At 69.9% G+C, this 14,167-nt stretch carries 16 protein-coding genes and 1 pseudogene; 10 read left to right on the top strand and 7 right to left on the bottom strand.

Annotated features, from left to right (window positions below; genetic code table 11):
- Positions 1-65: 65 nt before the first annotated feature.
- The 3 genes and pseudogenes from ATK30_RS40440 to ATK30_RS40430 all read right to left on the bottom strand — a co-directional run.
- A pseudogene (locus ATK30_RS40440) lies at positions 66-848 on the bottom strand (alpha/beta fold hydrolase); the annotation flags it as partial.
- The gene (locus ATK30_RS40435; protein ID WP_101439966.1) at positions 848-1,759 is read right to left on the bottom strand and encodes a VOC family protein; all 912 of its coding nucleotides are present in this window, start codon (positions 1,757-1,759) and stop codon (positions 848-850) included. The pseudogene ATK30_RS40440 and the gene ATK30_RS40435, both read right to left, overlap by 1 nt.
- The gene (locus tag ATK30_RS40430) at positions 1,756-3,330 is read right to left on the bottom strand and encodes an FAD-dependent monooxygenase (RefSeq protein WP_101439965.1); all 1,575 of its coding nucleotides are present in this window, start codon (positions 3,328-3,330) and stop codon (positions 1,756-1,758) included. Before ATK30_RS40430 ends, ATK30_RS40435 begins: the two co-directional genes overlap by 4 nt.
- Positions 3,331-3,463: 133 nt before the next feature.
- Here ATK30_RS40430 and ATK30_RS40425 point away from each other — a divergent pair, with 133 nt between their 5' ends.
- Positions 3,464-4,099 (top strand): TetR/AcrR family transcriptional regulator, encoded by a 636-nt coding sequence (locus ATK30_RS40425; RefSeq protein ID WP_208637549.1) that lies wholly within the window; start codon positions 3,464-3,466, stop codon positions 4,097-4,099.
- Between the two features lie 74 nt (positions 4,100-4,173).
- Here the strand turns inward: ATK30_RS40425 and ATK30_RS40420 are convergent, their stop codons facing one another.
- Positions 4,174-4,365, bottom strand: a complete 192-nt coding sequence (locus tag ATK30_RS40420; RefSeq protein ID WP_101439963.1) for a DUF2795 domain-containing protein — start codon at positions 4,363-4,365, stop codon at positions 4,174-4,176.
- A gap of 111 nt (positions 4,366-4,476) precedes the next feature.
- Between ATK30_RS40420 and ATK30_RS40415 the strand changes: the two genes are divergently transcribed.
- Complete coding sequence (locus ATK30_RS40415; protein WP_101439962.1) at positions 4,477-4,698, top strand: DUF6480 family protein; 222 nt, start codon at positions 4,477-4,479, stop codon at positions 4,696-4,698.
- Here the strand turns inward: ATK30_RS40415 and ATK30_RS45215 are convergent.
- Positions 4,695-4,835 (bottom strand): hypothetical protein, encoded by a 141-nt coding sequence (locus ATK30_RS45215; RefSeq protein ID WP_158242570.1) that lies wholly within the window; start codon positions 4,833-4,835, stop codon positions 4,695-4,697. The genes ATK30_RS40415 and ATK30_RS45215 overlap by 4 nt on opposite strands.
- 252 nt (positions 4,836-5,087) lie before the next feature.
- Between ATK30_RS45215 and ATK30_RS47015 the strand changes: the two genes are divergently transcribed.
- From ATK30_RS47015 to ATK30_RS40400, 3 genes are read left to right on the top strand one after another with little or no spacing between them, the layout of a single operon-like run.
- Positions 5,088-5,219: a hypothetical protein gene (locus tag ATK30_RS47015; protein WP_279630042.1), complete on the top strand. Its 132-nt coding sequence runs from the start codon at positions 5,088-5,090 to the stop codon at positions 5,217-5,219.
- Positions 5,216-6,454 (top strand): AI-2E family transporter, encoded by a 1,239-nt coding sequence (locus ATK30_RS40405; protein ID WP_101439961.1) that lies wholly within the window; start codon positions 5,216-5,218, stop codon positions 6,452-6,454. Before ATK30_RS47015 ends, ATK30_RS40405 begins: the two co-directional genes overlap by 4 nt.
- Positions 6,435-6,869 carry a hypothetical protein gene (locus tag ATK30_RS40400; RefSeq protein WP_101439960.1) on the top strand — a complete coding sequence of 145 codons (435 nt, stop codon included), beginning with the start codon at positions 6,435-6,437 and terminating at the stop codon, positions 6,867-6,869. The genes ATK30_RS40405 and ATK30_RS40400 overlap by 20 nt, the downstream gene beginning before the upstream one ends.
- On the opposite strand, the gene ATK30_RS40395 is transcribed toward ATK30_RS40400, so the two are convergent.
- Positions 6,866-7,624, bottom strand: a complete 759-nt coding sequence (locus ATK30_RS40395) for an IclR family transcriptional regulator (RefSeq protein ID WP_101439959.1) — start codon at positions 7,622-7,624, stop codon at positions 6,866-6,868. The genes ATK30_RS40400 and ATK30_RS40395 overlap by 4 nt on opposite strands.
- Positions 7,625-7,690: 66 nt before the next feature.
- Between ATK30_RS40395 and ATK30_RS40390 the strand changes: the two genes are divergently transcribed.
- The 4 genes from ATK30_RS40390 to ATK30_RS40375 are packed head-to-tail and all read left to right on the top strand — an operon-like array spanning position 7,691 to position 11,517.
- A complete protein-coding gene (locus ATK30_RS40390; protein ID WP_101439958.1) occupies positions 7,691-8,833 on the top strand; it encodes a cupin domain-containing protein in 1,143 nt (380 codons plus the stop codon).
- Positions 8,830-9,660 carry a fumarylacetoacetate hydrolase family protein gene (locus ATK30_RS40385; RefSeq protein WP_101439957.1) on the top strand — a complete coding sequence of 277 codons (831 nt, stop codon included), beginning with the start codon at positions 8,830-8,832 and terminating at the stop codon, positions 9,658-9,660. Before ATK30_RS40390 ends, ATK30_RS40385 begins: the two co-directional genes overlap by 4 nt.
- Positions 9,660-10,262 (top strand): maleylpyruvate isomerase family mycothiol-dependent enzyme, encoded by a 603-nt coding sequence (locus ATK30_RS40380; protein ID WP_101439956.1) that lies wholly within the window; start codon positions 9,660-9,662, stop codon positions 10,260-10,262. Before ATK30_RS40385 ends, ATK30_RS40380 begins: the two co-directional genes overlap by 1 nt.
- A gap of 10 nt (positions 10,263-10,272) precedes the next feature.
- Positions 10,273-11,517: an FAD-dependent oxidoreductase gene (locus ATK30_RS40375; protein WP_183123780.1), complete on the top strand. Its 1,245-nt coding sequence runs from the start codon at positions 10,273-10,275 to the stop codon at positions 11,515-11,517.
- Positions 11,518-11,712: 195 nt separating this feature from the next.
- Here the strand turns inward: ATK30_RS40375 and ATK30_RS40370 are convergent, their stop codons facing one another.
- Positions 11,713-12,504: an IclR family transcriptional regulator gene (locus tag ATK30_RS40370; protein ID WP_158242569.1), complete on the bottom strand. Its 792-nt coding sequence runs from the start codon at positions 12,502-12,504 to the stop codon at positions 11,713-11,715.
- A gap of 184 nt (positions 12,505-12,688) precedes the next feature.
- Here ATK30_RS40370 and ATK30_RS40365 point away from each other — a divergent pair, with 184 nt between their 5' ends.
- Positions 12,689-14,167, top strand: a complete 1,479-nt coding sequence (locus tag ATK30_RS40365) for an aldehyde dehydrogenase family protein (protein WP_101439954.1) — start codon at positions 12,689-12,691, stop codon at positions 14,165-14,167.

Genomic DNA, 14,167 nt, shown 5'->3' with positions numbered 1-14,167 from the left:
GAGACGGCCCCGCGGCCCGGCGATAAGTGGTGCAGAACGAAATCCGTCACCAGCCGGTTGAACTCGTCCGCATGTTCCAGCTGCGCCCAGTGCCCGCACCGGTTGATCAGGACCGCGCGCGAATCCGGAATATTCGCCGCGAGGAACAGTGTCGATTCGAACGACACCACCCGGTCATCACGGCCGTGGATCAGCAGGGCCGGCGCGGTGATCGCGGAAACCGCCGCCAGGTCCAGCCAGATCGGGATCGGCGCTTTCGGGGCGGCCGCCGCGATCGCGCGCAGGTGCTCCGGGCGCGCGAGGGCCGCGTCCGAGCGTTCCTGGCACAGTTCCGGCGTCGCGAACCGGGCCTTGTCGTAGACCATGATCTCGACCAGGCGGTGCATGCCCTCGGGCGTCGCGTCGGAGTAGGTCTCGAACATGATCTTCAGGCCCTCGGTCGGCCCGCCGCCGGCACCGAACAGAAACGGCTTCATCTGGATCGGCGGCCCCATCGTCACGAGGTGCGACACGCGTTCCGGGCGCTCGACGGCGAGCCGCAGCGACGTGTGGCCGCCCATCGAGTTGCCGACGAAGGCGGCCTTGTCGATGCCCAAGGCGTCCAGCAGCTGGGTCGCGGCCTCGACGTGGTCGAGCGTGGCGAAGTCCGCTGCGTCGGAGTCGCCCCAGCCTGGCATGTCGGGGGCGATCACCCGGAAATTCCGGGCCAGCGCTTCGATGTTCGGCGAGTAGTTGCTCCAGCCGGTCGCACCGGGGCCGCCGCCGTGCAGGAGGACGAGAGGATGGCCTTCGCCGACCTCGTGGTAGTGGATTTTCCAGTCGCGGGTCCGCACGTAACGCGAGGTCATCAGAGCGCACCTCCGGCGAGCTGTTCCGCGACGGCCTCCGGCGCACGGTGGCCCCACCAGTGCAGCTGGTCGAGCGTCCGCACCTGCCACGTCTCGTCGTCGATCAGCAGCCCGCCCCAGCCGTACTCGACGGAGAAGCCCGACGGCGTCCGGACGTAGAAGCTGAACATGTGGTCGTTCGGGTGCATCCCGAGCGTCATCTCGAACGGCTGCTTCGCGTCGAGGCACCGGTCGTAGGCGAGGCCCACGTCGCGGATATCGGAGACCTCGACCATGAAGTGGTGCGTCCGCTTCGGGTGCGGCATGTCGCCGAACGCGACCGAGTGGTGCCGCGGGTTGCAGTGCAGGAAGGCCAGGTCCGCGACGATCCCCGGAGCGACCTCCTCGACGATGATGTCGCTGAGCTTGAAGCCGAGCAGTCCCTCGTAGAAGGCCAGGTACGTCTCCCGCGGGACGCCTTTGGCCAGCAGCACCTGGTGGCCCGCGCCGCCGGTTCCGGTGACGAACTCGCCGAGCAGCAGGTCGCTGCGGAACGGGGTTTCGGCGTCGGCAAGGCCGGTGACCAGTTCGAGCACGTTGCCCAGTGGATCGGTCACGAGCACGATCCGGTCGACCTTCCGCGCGGCGGCCAGTCCGGGGTCGCCTTCAACCGCCTCGACCCCCGCCTTCCGCAGCCGCGCGACCAGGGCGTCCAACGCCGCCGGAGACGAAACCTCGTAGCCGGTGCGGACAAGATCGTCGGCGGGGCCTTCGGCGAGGATCCAGCGGTGCGCCTTCTCGTCGGTGCGCAGGGTGAGGCCGTCGGCGGACTTCTCGCCCAGTTGCATGCCGAGCAGGGACACGGCGAAGCGCTCCCATTCGGCGAGGTCGCTCACCTCGTACACGACGTAGGCGAGTTCTTTCACGGTCATCGAGATTCCTTTCCACGCTGGAAAACTGGGGTGGCGAGGCCGGTTTTGTCAGCCGCCGCGACGAATTTGTCCGGGCGCACGGCGATCGCCTGGACGCCGTATCGGTCGAGCCAGGGCAGCACCGCGTCCTCGATGTCCACGAGGTCGGTCGCGGCGCGGGTGTACGCGGTCCGCGGCCGGACGGCGACATAGGACGCGCCGAGGGCGTCCCAGCCGGACTTTTCCTCGGGCGTGAGCAGCGTCGCCGGGTCGACGTCGTTGCCGAGCAGGAAGAATCCGTTGGGCAGCAACGCATCCAGCCGGTCGATCCGGCCGACGGCGTCGCAGGCGAGCGGCTGCGGGAGGTATCGGCCGACGACCGACGCGTCCCCGGTCTCGCCGCGCAGCCAGCCGGCGACGAGGGTCGGCGGCGCGTTGAGCGGCGGTTCCCACGGCGTGACCAGGTTCGGCGGGACGGCGTTCATCGCCTCGATCTCCGCCGGAGTCGCCTCCTGCTTGATCACCCGGCCGAGCGCGACGGCCATTCCGGTGTAGAACTCGGCGGACGGCCGGCGTTCGGCCTCGTAGGTGTCGAGCCAGTCCTCGCCCAGTTCGCCGCGGACGATTCCGGCGATCTTCCAGCCCAGGTTGTACGCGTCGCGCATGCCGGTCTGCATGCCCGCGCCCGCCCACGGCGGCATCAGGTGTGCGGCGTCGCCGGCCAGGAAAACCCGCCCCCGCCGGTAGGTTTCGGCCATCCGCACGTGGTGGCGGTAGAAGGCGTACTGGTGGATTTCGACGTCGTCCTCGGTCACTCCCAGCGCGTGCAGCAGCGGCCATACCTCGGCGTGCGTGGGGAAGTCCGCCTCGGTTTCGGTGGCGTTGAGCGGGATTTCCCACCGGTGGTTGCCCGCGGAGAGCGCGATGTCGACGACCGGGCGTTCGCGGTCGGTCCAGAAGGTGAGGAAATCGCGGTCCGGCCACCAGCGCTTGACCCGGCAGTCGATGACGATCCACAGCGTGTCGCCGGTGTCGCCGTGCATCGGGATACCGAGCATCTTGCGCACCGGGGACGACCCGCCGTCGGCCGCGATGGCGTACCGGGTGCGCGTGGCGGTCTCCTCCCCCGTCTCGCGGTCGCGCGCGGTGACGGTCACGCCGCTGGCGTCCTGCTCGACAGCGACGACCTCGACGCCGTAACGGACCGCCAGGCTGGAGTGCTCCTCGCCGCAGCGACGCAACTCAGCCTCGAGAGCCGGCTGATAGATGTTGTAGAACCGCGGCTTGCTCCCGCGGGTGCCGAGTGTGCTCGGCGGGTGTTCGACGCGCATCACCTCGCGGCCGTCGTAGGTCACCCAGCGCAGGGCCCGCTGCGGTTCGACGACCCGTTCGACCCGGTCGTCGACGCCGAGGTCCTGCAGGATCCGCATGGTCCAGTCGTTGATCGTGACCGCCCTGGCCCGGGCGTAGACGTCCTGGTCTCGCTCGAACGCGGCCACCCGCGCGCCCTTCGCGGCCAGGGTCAGCGCCCCGGCGAGGCCCGTCGGGCCGTATCCGACGACGGCGACGTCGGCGTCGTAGTGCTCACTCATGTCCCAGGCTCCACAGTTTTGGACCGGTCGTTCGGTTCATTAGTGGCTACGGTCACACCTGGACCAGAGTTCGTCAAGACGCAGCGGGCACGATTCCGGTGTGCAGAAAACCGGCGGCCCTATGCTGCTCGGCGTGGACACAGCGCGGGCCGGGAACCGGCGGGGACGGCGTTCCCGGGAGGAAATCCTCGACACTGCGTCGCGGATCATGGCCGAACGCGGCTACTCCGCTACGACGATGTCGGTGCTCAGCACCGAGACCGGCCTGCCGAAGAGCGCGATCTACCACCACTTCCAGTCCAAGGGCGGACTGCTGTCGGCGGTCATGGAGCGCGGGGCGTACGAGTTCTTCCGGCACCTGCGCGAGTCACAGGCGAATCCGCCCGAAGACCTGCCGCCCGCCGAGCTGCTCGGCTGGTTCCTGCAGCGCACCGGCGAGGTCTTCGTCGCGAAACCCGACTTCCTGCGGCTGCACCTGATCCTGCTGATGAGCGCCGAGGCGGTCGCGGACGTCGAGGTGAAGGAGATCATCGAACGCGTGCGCGTCGACGGACGGCGGCACATGCGCCGGATGATCTCCCAATCGTGGGCCAGCCTCGGGCCGGAGGCGGCGGAGAAGGTGGGCGAGGCGCTGGACTACTTCGGCATCGCCGGGTTCGACGGCGCGTTCGTCGCCTGGCAGGCGGAACCCGACCGTTCGATGCGCGACCAGATGGCGTTGCTGACCGAGGCCATGGTCGCGATCGCCGAGCGGGTGCTCGCCGGGTAAAGATCCACAATGGACACCGCAGAGATCGGCTCGAGGCAGCACGTCCGCCTCGAGCCGGTTCCGATTCCGGGCACTTACTTCTGCGCGGCTTCCTTGCTGACGCCGCTCGGTCCCTCATACGTGCGGTCGGGCAGGCTCCGCAGCACGTCGAGCGTGCTGGAATCCGCGCCGTTCCGCTCGGCGGCGGAGACCAGGTCGTCTCGCTTGGCCGGGTAGTCGACGCCGGCGAGGTCTTTCTGCAACTGGATGGGATTGATGTCAGCCATGGCGTCCGCCTACCCGTCCCTCCCTGGAACAAACGCCGCTCCGCAGAGGTTTATCGCCGTCCTGGACGGCAAACCTGTCCGGCGACTGCCCCCACGACGAGGAGACCGGACATGACCGCACCCGGGCCCGAACCGGACGACGTGCCGGGTCTCGAACCGGGCGGCTCCGTGCCGCCCGGCGACACCCCGCCCGACGCCGGACAGACGTCGGGACTCTCGCATCCGCAGCCGATGCCGTCGCGCAAACTGCCCGCCCGGTGGCTGCTCGCCGTGGCGATCCTGGTGCTCGTGGTGGCCGCGTTCTTCGTGCTGCGCGCCGTCGACTGGTTCTAGCCGGGCCGTTTGCGAGTGATCTCCGCCGGGAATTCCCGCCGCGGGGTGATCGACGTGGTGCGAACCGATGTGCCGGCGAGGACGGACCGGCTGCCGTGGTCGTCGTGGCAGTGGCTGATGCTCGTCGGACTGGGCACCGCGTGGATCCTCGACGGGCTCGAGGTCACCGTCGTCAGCGCGCTGTCGGACCGGCTGACCGAATCCGGCAGCGGCCTGGTCCTTTCCGAGACTCAGGTCGGGCTCGCGACCTCCGGTGGCTGTTCACCCACGGCGTGCCGGCGAGGCCGACCGGGTCGTCACCGCCATCGAGGACCGCGTCCGGAAGGCGACCGGCGAGCGGCTCGAACCGGTCGACGGTCGGCACCGGGCTCGGCGGGATCATCGGCCCAGTGCTGTTCGGCGGCCTGGACGAGACCGGGGTCGTCAGCGGGATGGCCGAGGCGGTCCTGGGGAGCCGGGCTGAACGGCGTTCGCTCGAAGCGGTCGCCAAACCGTTGTCGGCGAAGGCGGTGACGGGATGAACGTTCCGGACGGGCATGTTCCCCCTCATCGGATCGCGGGCGGTGGCCGCCCTCGCCGCGGCGACGCCGCCGACGCGGTGCCGTGGTCGCTGCGGGTCGCGGCGGCGGCGAGCTGGCGGTTCCTGGTCGTCCTGACCATGCTCGGGGTCATCGCGTGGACGCTCGGCTACCTCGCGAAGGTCACCGTTCCGATCGGGATCGCCCTGCTCCTGTCGGCGTTGTTCGCGCCCCTGGTGGAGCGGCTGGTGCGCTGGCACGTGCCCCGTGCGCTGGCCACGCTCGTCGCGATCATCGTCGGGCTCGCCGTCCTGGGCGGGGTGCTCACCCTGGTCGTCACCACGGTCACCGCTAGCCTGCCGCAGCTGGGCAACCAGGTCGGGGCCAGTCTGACGAGCATCAACAACTGGCTGCAGCACGGGCCGCTGCACCTGCCGCAGGTGCAGCAGCTGCTCGACAAAGCGGTCAGCACGATCCAGGGCAACACCGCCGAACTCACCACGCGCGTGCTCTCCACGGCGGCGACCGTCGGCGGCGTGCTGACCGAGATGCTGCTGACGCTGTTCGTGCTCGTTTTCTTCCTCTACGGCGGCAACCAGGTGTGGCACTTCCTGTTGCGGATCGTGCCGGTCTCCCTCCGCGACGAGATCGATGTCGCAGGCCGCCGCGGGTTCGCCTCGCTGGTCAGCTACGTGCGCGCGACGGTGGCCGTGGCCTGCGTGGACGCGGTCTGCATCGGCCTCGGCATCTGGCTGGTCGGGGTCCCGCTCGCGGTGCCGCTGGCGGCGCTGATCTTCATCGGCGCGTTCGTGCCGATCCTCGGCGCGGTGGTGACCGGCGCGGTCGCGGTGCTGATCGCCCTGGTCGCCAACGGATTCGTCGCGGCGGGCATCGTGCTCGCGATCGTCGTCGCGGTGATGCAGCTGGAAAGCCATGTGCTGCAGCCGTTCCTGCTCGGGCGCGCGGTCCGGCTGCACCCGCTGGCCGTGGTGCTGGGCATCGCGCTCGGCCTGGAAGTCGCCGGGATCGTCGGGGCCTTGCTCGCGGTGCCGATCCTGGCCGTCGCCAAGGCCGCCTTCGGGTCCCTGCTGCGCGATCCGCATCTGGACCCGGTCGACATCGACCCGCTGCTGCCCGGCAACGCCCGCGCCGTCGCTTCCCGACGGTCCAGGGTTTCGCGCGTGCGGAGGCGGGTAACCGCACGTCGGAGGGACGACGATGACGAGTTTGATCACTGACGACGCAGACAGTCACGGCACGCCCGCTTCGGCGAATGTCGCGGTCGACGACACTGTGGACAGTGCGGCGCCCCGCAGGGGACCGCTCCAGCGCGGCTTCCCGCAACCCCGCCCCGCACCGCCGACTGTGTCGTCGACGCTGCACCGGCTGTCCTCGATGGCGTCCTTGCGCGCGTGGGAACAACGCTCGACTCCCGCGCTGATGCACCAAGCGATTCTGAACGGCGTGAACGCTCGCCATGCCGCCGAAGCGGCGCACCTGAGCGTCGACGAGGCACACGTGCGGTGGGCCAACTGGGCGGCCAAGCGGCTGGCCCCGCAGTACCCCGGGATGGCGGCGGAGTTGTCGGTGCAGCAGTTCCTCAGCGTGCACGCGGCCTTCGCGGCGGCACTCGCGGGCGAAGACCACCGCTAGCCCCGCAGGTCCGCCTCCAACGCGGCCGCCGTCGCGCGCAGCGACGCCACCAGCGTCGGCAACTGGTCTTTCCGGTACCGCACGCTCGGCATCGACACCGACAACCCGGCGACGACCGGGCCGTCCGGTCCGTGCACCGGCACGCCGACCGCCACCACTCCCCGCTCGGAACGGCCCTGGTTGAGCGCGAACCCGCTGCGCCGCACGCGCGCCAGGTCAGCCCGCAGCTCTGCCGGGTCCGGTCGTTCGCCGGGCTTGTCCACCGCGTAGAGCTCCTCGACCTGGTCCGGCGGCAGCTCGGCGAGCAGCAGCAGACCGGCCGTCGTCTGGTGGGCCGGGAAGACCATGCCTTCGCGTGAACCGACCCGCAACGCCTGCGAGCACTCCACGCTCGCGATGAACCGGGCCGTGTCCCCCGTCCGGACGGTCAGGTTCACCGACTCGTCCAGCAGGTCCACCAGCCGTCGCAGGTGCGGAAGCGCGGCCGCGCGCAGCTTCGACGCGGCTGACTGCGAGTGCGCGGCCAGCTCCAGCACCGGGCCCACGCGGTAGGCCCGGTTGGCGTCTTGCACGGCGAAATCGCGGTACACGAGCATCGCGAGCAGCCGGTGCGCGGTCGAGGGCGCGACGCCGATCCGCTCAGCCACCTCCGAGACCGTCAACGGGCCTTCGAGCTGCAGCATCGCCGCGATCCGCAGGGCGTTGTCTACGCTGGCCACTGCGTACGGCGGCGGAGCCTTGAACCGTTTCTCCATCCGGGCCGCCTTTCCGCACACCAGAATCCCGTTTTCCGCAGACCGGGACCAGCCCACCATAACCCCATGACCAGCACTCCAGCGCGGACTCCCGTTCAGCTCGCCGCGGTCGACGCACCGGACCAGCCCGCGGTCACGCCCGCCCTCGAAAAGCTCTACCGCGGTTTCGAGCAGGAGCTGCTCGTTCCGTTGTGGACGGAGATCGGCGACCTGATGCCCGCGCACCCGCGTTCGCGGGCGGTGCCGCACCGATGGCAGTGGGAGAACCTGCTGCGGCTCGCTGAGCAGGCGGGCGAGATCGTGCCGGTCGGCCGCGGCGGGGAGCGGCGCGCGATCGCGCTGGCCAACCCAGGGCTCGGCGGCCGTCCGTTCGCGACGCCGACGCTGTGGGCCGCGATCCAGTACCTGATGCCCGGCGAGGACGCGCCCGAGCACCGGCACACGCAGAACGCGTTCCGGTTCGTCGTCGAAGGCTCAGGGGTGTGGACGGTCGTCGGCGGCGACCCGGTCCCGATGCGCCGCGGCGACTTCCTGCCGCAGGCGGGCTGGAACTGGCACGCCCACCACAACGCCACCCGCGAGCCGATGGCCTGGCTCGACGGTCTCGACATCCCGTTCCAGTACGGCATCGACGCGCAGTTCTTCGAGTTCGGGCGCGAAACGATCAGCGAGACCGAGCGGATCACGCCCGACCGGTCTCGTTCCGAACGGCTGTGGGCGCATCCGGGCCTGCGACCGCTGTCTGTCGGCAGTGTCGCGCCCGGTTCGCCGTTGCTGGCGTACAAGTGGGAGCACACCGACGCCGCGTTGCGCGACCAGCTTGAGCTGGAAAAAGAGGGCTACGGCGGAACAGTCGAACCGGGCCACGCGGCAGTGCGGTTCGCCAATCCGCACAACGGTTCCGACGTACTGCCGACCATCCGCGCCGAGTTCCACCGCGTGGCCCGGGGCAGCGAGACCGCCCCCGTGCGCGAAACCGGCTCGTCGGTCTGCCAGGTCTTCGACGGCTCCGGCACGGTGACCGTCGGCGACACTTCGTGGACGGTTTCACGCGGGGATCTGTTCGTCGTCCCGTCGTGGCAGCCGTTCTCCGTCAAGTCGGAGGCCGGTGCCACCGATTCCGACTCCGGGGCCCTTGACCTGTTCCGTTTCTCGGACGCGCCCGTCTTCGAGGCGCTCCACCTCGACCGTCGGGAGACCCTCCGATGAAGCTCGCCACCCTCCGCATCGACGGCGGCACGCGCGCCGTCCGCCTCGACGGCGATGTGCTGGTCGACCTCGGCTCCCCCGATCTCGGCGCACTGTTCGCCCAGGACGGCTGGGAAGCGCACGCCGCCAAGGCAACCGGCCAGACCTGGCCCGCCGAGGGCGCGGACCTCGCCCCGGTCGTGCCGAATCCGTCCAAAGTGGTCTGCGTGGGGCACAACTACACCAACCACATCAAGGAAATGGGCCGCGAGCTGCCCGCGTATCCGACGCTGTTCCCCAAGTTCGCCGACACCCTGACCGGTCCGGCTGACCCGATCGCGAAACCGCCGGAGACCGACGCGCTCGACTGGGAGGTCGAACTTGTCGTCGTGGTCGGTGCGACCGTCCGGCGGGCCAGCGAGGACGAGGCCGCGGCGGCGATCGCCGGGTTCACCGTGATGAACGACGTGTCGGTCCGCGACTGGCAATTCCGCACTGTCGAGTGGACGCAGGGCAAGATCTGGCAGTCCTCGACGCCGGTCGGCCCGTACGTCGTCACCCCGGACGAGGTTGGCGGGATACGGCCGTCGCTTGAGGTGAAGACCACTGTGGACGGTCGGGTCATGCAGCACGACGACACCGGAACGCTGCTGTTCGACCCGGTGTACCTGGTGCAGTACATCTCCACGATCGTGCAGCTCAACCCGGGCGACCTGATCGCGACCGGCACTCCCGCCGGGGTCGGCCACGCGCGCGATCCGAAGATCTACCTGACCGGCGGCGAAACCGTCGTCACCGAGGTGGCCGGGATCGGCGCGTGCGTGAACCAGATCGTGAAGGAATCCTGATGGCCCCCGGAGACGCGCGGGAATGGGTCTCGTTCGGGACCGAGCTTTTCCTCTCACACGCGAACGAGCTGTCCGGACCGAGCGCGTTGCCCGGCTGGACCCGCAAGCACCTCGCCGCACACGTCGCGGCCAACGCGGACGCCCTCGGCAACCTCGTGCACTGGGCGCGGACCGGCGAGCGCACCCCGATGTACGCCTCGCCGGAGCAGCGCAACGCCGACATCGAAGCGGGCTCGCAGCTGTCCGAAGCCCAGCTCACGTCCTGGTTGCGGGATTCGGCGCGCTCGTTGGACTCCGCGATGGCCACGCTGACACCGGAGCAGTGGCGAGCCCAGGTGGTCACGGCGCAGGGCCGGACGGTTCCCGCCACCGAGATCCCGTGGATGCGGGCCCGCGAGGTGTGCGTGCACGCGGTCGACCTCGGTACCGGATTGACGTTCGCCGACCTGCCTGAGGCGTTCCTGTCCGCACTCGTCGCCGAAATCCAGGCCAAACGCGGTCTCGACACTCTGCCGGACGGGCCGCTGCCCGACGTCGCGGCGTACCTGGCCGGACGGCCGCATTCGCTGACCGGGGTTCCCGATCTCGGTCCCTGGTTGTGAGGAGAGCCCCATGGACACCCCTGACGTGCTCGTCGTCGGCGGCGGGATCGGCGGGCTGAGCACCGCGTATGCGCTGTCCCGGCTCGGCCTGCGGGTCCGGGTGCTGGAGCAGGCGAAGGAGTTCGGCGAGGTCGGGGCCGGCATCCAGCTCGCCCCGAACTGCACCCGGATCCTCGACGCCTACGGCCTGCTCGAAACCGCGAAGGCCCGCGGCGTCGTCCCGGACCGGATGGTCATGCGCGACGCGGTCGACGGCCGCGACCTGACCGCCCTTGACCTGCGCGACCTCGAACGCCGCTACGGCTTCCCGTACCTGGTCATCCACCGCAGCGACCTGCACCGGCTCTTCCTCGACGCCTGCCGCGATGCAGGAGTGGAACTCCTCACTGAGCAACGGATCGCCTCGTACGCAGCGGACCCCGCGACCGCGGTGACCGACGACGGAACCACGCACACCGCACCCGTCGTGATCGCCGCCGACGGCCTGCACTCCGTGGCCCGCAAGCACTTCACGGACGACCAGCCGGTCTCGTCGGCGTACGTCGCCTACCGCGGCACGGTGCCGATCGCCGAGGTCGGCCGCCCGGTCGATCTGTCCGAGGTCGTGGTCTATGTCGGCCCGCGCTGCCACTTTGTCCACTATGGACTTCGCGGCGGAGATTTGCTCAATCAGGTAGCGGTTTTCGAGTCTCCGAAGGCCGTGGCGGGCCTGGACGACTGGGGCACGCCGGACGAGCTGGACACCGCCTTCGCCGCCACCTGCGACGAGGTGCGGGCCGGGATCCCGCGGATGTGGCGGGACAAGTGGTGGCGGATGTACGACCGCAACCAGATCTCCACCTGGGTCGACGGCAGGCTGGCGCTGCTCGGCGACGCAGCGCACCCGCCCCTGCAGTACCTCGCCCAAGGCGCGATCATGGCCATCGAAGACGGCTGGGTCCTGGCCGAACACGCGAAACGACTGCTCGGTGAAGACGGCACGGTGGACTGGGACGGCGCACTGGCCGCATACGAGGCGGTCCGACCGGAACACTGTCGTCGCGTCGTCCTCACCGCCCGCGCGTGGGGAAACCTGTGGCATCTGGGCGGCGTCGAGCGCGAACAACGCAACACCCTGCTGCGCGCCCGCGCGACGGACGACTACTCGTTCACCGACTGGCTGTACGGCCCGACGGCCCTGTTCCCGGAAGACGAACCGGCGATGTTCGAACCGGTGCCACTGTCCACAGCGGATGAGTTGTCTGCCACTCGCTGACCCAGCCCCGGCGGTGAACGGGTCGTTCGCCGCCGGGTAAGAGAACCCAGCATTTCGCTTGTGGCGTCATGGGAGGCGGCTGCCGACGAGCACAGCGGCGACGGCGATGTCGTGATCCCTGCCCGACGCCGTCTGGCCGCTCATCGCAGCACTAGTCGTGACGTGAGCCGCGGGGACGTCCACCGCGCTTCTCGCTCACACCAGCTTCTCCGCCAACCGCCGACAGCCCTCCACCAGCGCGACCGCGTGTTCGTCCCGCTGGGCTTTCGTCATCCGCCCGGTCGGGGCCGCGACGCTCAGGCCGCCCAGGAGCGGGCCGTCTGGGCGGGCTACCGCGCAGCCGATCGAGCTGACGCCGTCCTCGCTTTCGCCCGCGTTGAGCGCGTAACCGCGGCGCCGGGTCCGTTCGATCTCGGCCAGCAGAGCGCTGCGGCTCGTCATGGTCTTCGTGGTGACCTGGCCGAGCACCTCGTCCGGATAGCGTTGCGCGATCTGGTCGTCGGGCAGGTGCGCGAGCATCGCCTTGCCCAGGCTCGTCGCGTGCGCCGGGAGGGTGCGGCCGACGCGGCCGGAGACCCGCAGCGCCCGGTCGCTCTCGATCACGTCCAGGAAGCGCACCTGATTGCCTTCCAGCGAACCGAGATGCACCGTCTCCCCGGTGGTTTCCGACAGCCACTGCAGCACCGGCCGTGCGACCGCGCGCAGGTCCATCTGGTTCACCACCGACAGCCCGATCTCGACCAGCGCCGGCCCGGCCCGGTAGACGCGGCTGGCCGGGTCCTGGTCGACGAACCCGTGGTGGACGAGCATCGCCATCAGCCGGTGCGCGGTCGACTGCCCTACGCCGAGGGCGTCTCGTGCGTCGGACAGCCGGAGTTCTCTCGTGGCGCTGAACATCCTGAGCAGCCGCAGCGCGCGGTCCACGGATTCGATCGGGTATTGGGGAGCGGGCCGCGCGGGACCGGCTTCGGCGGCGGATGTCTGCATAGCAGACATGGTATCTGGACCAGGACGCCTGCGGGGCCTCTCCAGTCAAAATACTGCTTGATATTTCTGGAGAACAGAATAGAAGTCCGCAGAATGGACTTTCGCCTGGCTCTCGGGGTTAGCATGAGCCGACGGCACGCGGGGCGCCAGGTCCCCGCGGGACTCAGGAAGCGCAGGAGCGACGATGCTCGAAGCCCATTCCGGCCCGGAGATTCCGCCCCGGGTCGCCGACCTTCTCGACCGCGAGTGGCGCCTGCTCATCGACGGCAAGCTCGTCCCGGCGCGGTCCGGCGCCACCTTCTCCCGGGTGTCCCCCTACACCGGCACGGTGATCGCCGAGGTTCCCGACGCGGCACCCGACGACGTCGACGAGGCGGTACGCGCCGCGGCCGACGCACGGGCGGCCTGGCGGGACACTCTCCCGGTCGAACGGGCGAAGCTGGTGTCGGAACTGGCCGACGCGATCGAACGCCACGGCGAGGAGCTGGCCCTGCTCGACACGGTCGACGCCGGTTCGCCGATCTCGAACTCGCGCGTCGACGTCGGCGTCACGGTGGCGCAGCTGCGCATGTTCGCCGGACAGGCTTTGGAACTGAAAGGCACGACTGTGCCCGCCAGCACCGCACTGCACGTGACGACACGCGAACCCGTCGGCGTAGTGGCCCGAATCGTGCCCTACAACCACCCGCTGATGTTCGCGGGCAAGGTCGCCGCGCCGCTGGTCGCGGGCAACCCGACGATCCTCAAGCCGCCGGAGGCCGCGCCGCTGTCCGCACTGCGGCTGGCCGAACTGGCGAAGGACATCTTCCCGCCCGGTGTGCTGTCGGTGGTGGTCGGCGACGGACCGGCGGTGCCGGACGCGCTGGTGCGGCACCGGCACGTGCGGCGGATCGGGTTCATCGGCTCCGAGCCCACCGGGCGCGCCATCCAGCGCGCGGCGGCCGAGAGCGGCGTCAAGGACGTCAGCCTCGAACTCGGCGGCAAGAACGCCATGGTGGTGTTCCCCGACGCGGACCTCGAAGCCGCCGCCGGAGCCGTGTTCGGCATGAACTTCACCTGGTCCGGACAGTCCTGCGGGTCGAACTCGCGGCTGCTCGTGCACCAGGACGTCCACGACGCGCTCGTCGCCCGCGTGGTCGAGCTGATCGAGGCGCGCCGGATCGGCGATCCGTTCGACGAACGCACCGAACAGGGCACGATGATCAACCAGGCGCAGTACGAGAAGTCGTTGTCCTACATCGACATCGCGGTGTCCGAGGGCGCGCGGGTCGCCACTGGCGGCGGCCGTCCGGCTGGCGTGGACCAGGGCTTGTTCGTGGCCCCGACCGTGTTCACCGGCGTGCGCCCGGACATGCGGATCGCCCGGGAAGAGGTGTTCGGCCCGCTGCTGTCGGTCATCCCGTTCGCCGACGAGACGGAGGCGGTCCGCATCGCCAACAGCGTCGACTACGGCCTTACCGCGAGCGTCTGGACCTCCGACGTCACCCGCGCACACCGCGTGGCCCGCGCGTTCGAGGCCGGGTTCGTCTGGATCAACGGCTCGTCCCGGCATTTCCCCAACGTGCCCTTCGGCGGCGTCAAAGGATCCGGCGTCGGCCGAGAGGAAAGCCTCGAAGAACTGCTCAGCTACACCGAAACCAAGTCCATCAACGTCATGTTCTGA

This window comes from Amycolatopsis echigonensis, assembly GCF_002846615.1.
Classification (GTDB): Bacteria; Actinomycetota; Actinomycetes; order Mycobacteriales; family Pseudonocardiaceae; genus Amycolatopsis; species Amycolatopsis echigonensis.
The sequence above is the reverse complement of the archived record's forward strand: the minus strand, read 5'-3'. Positions and strand labels throughout refer to the sequence as shown.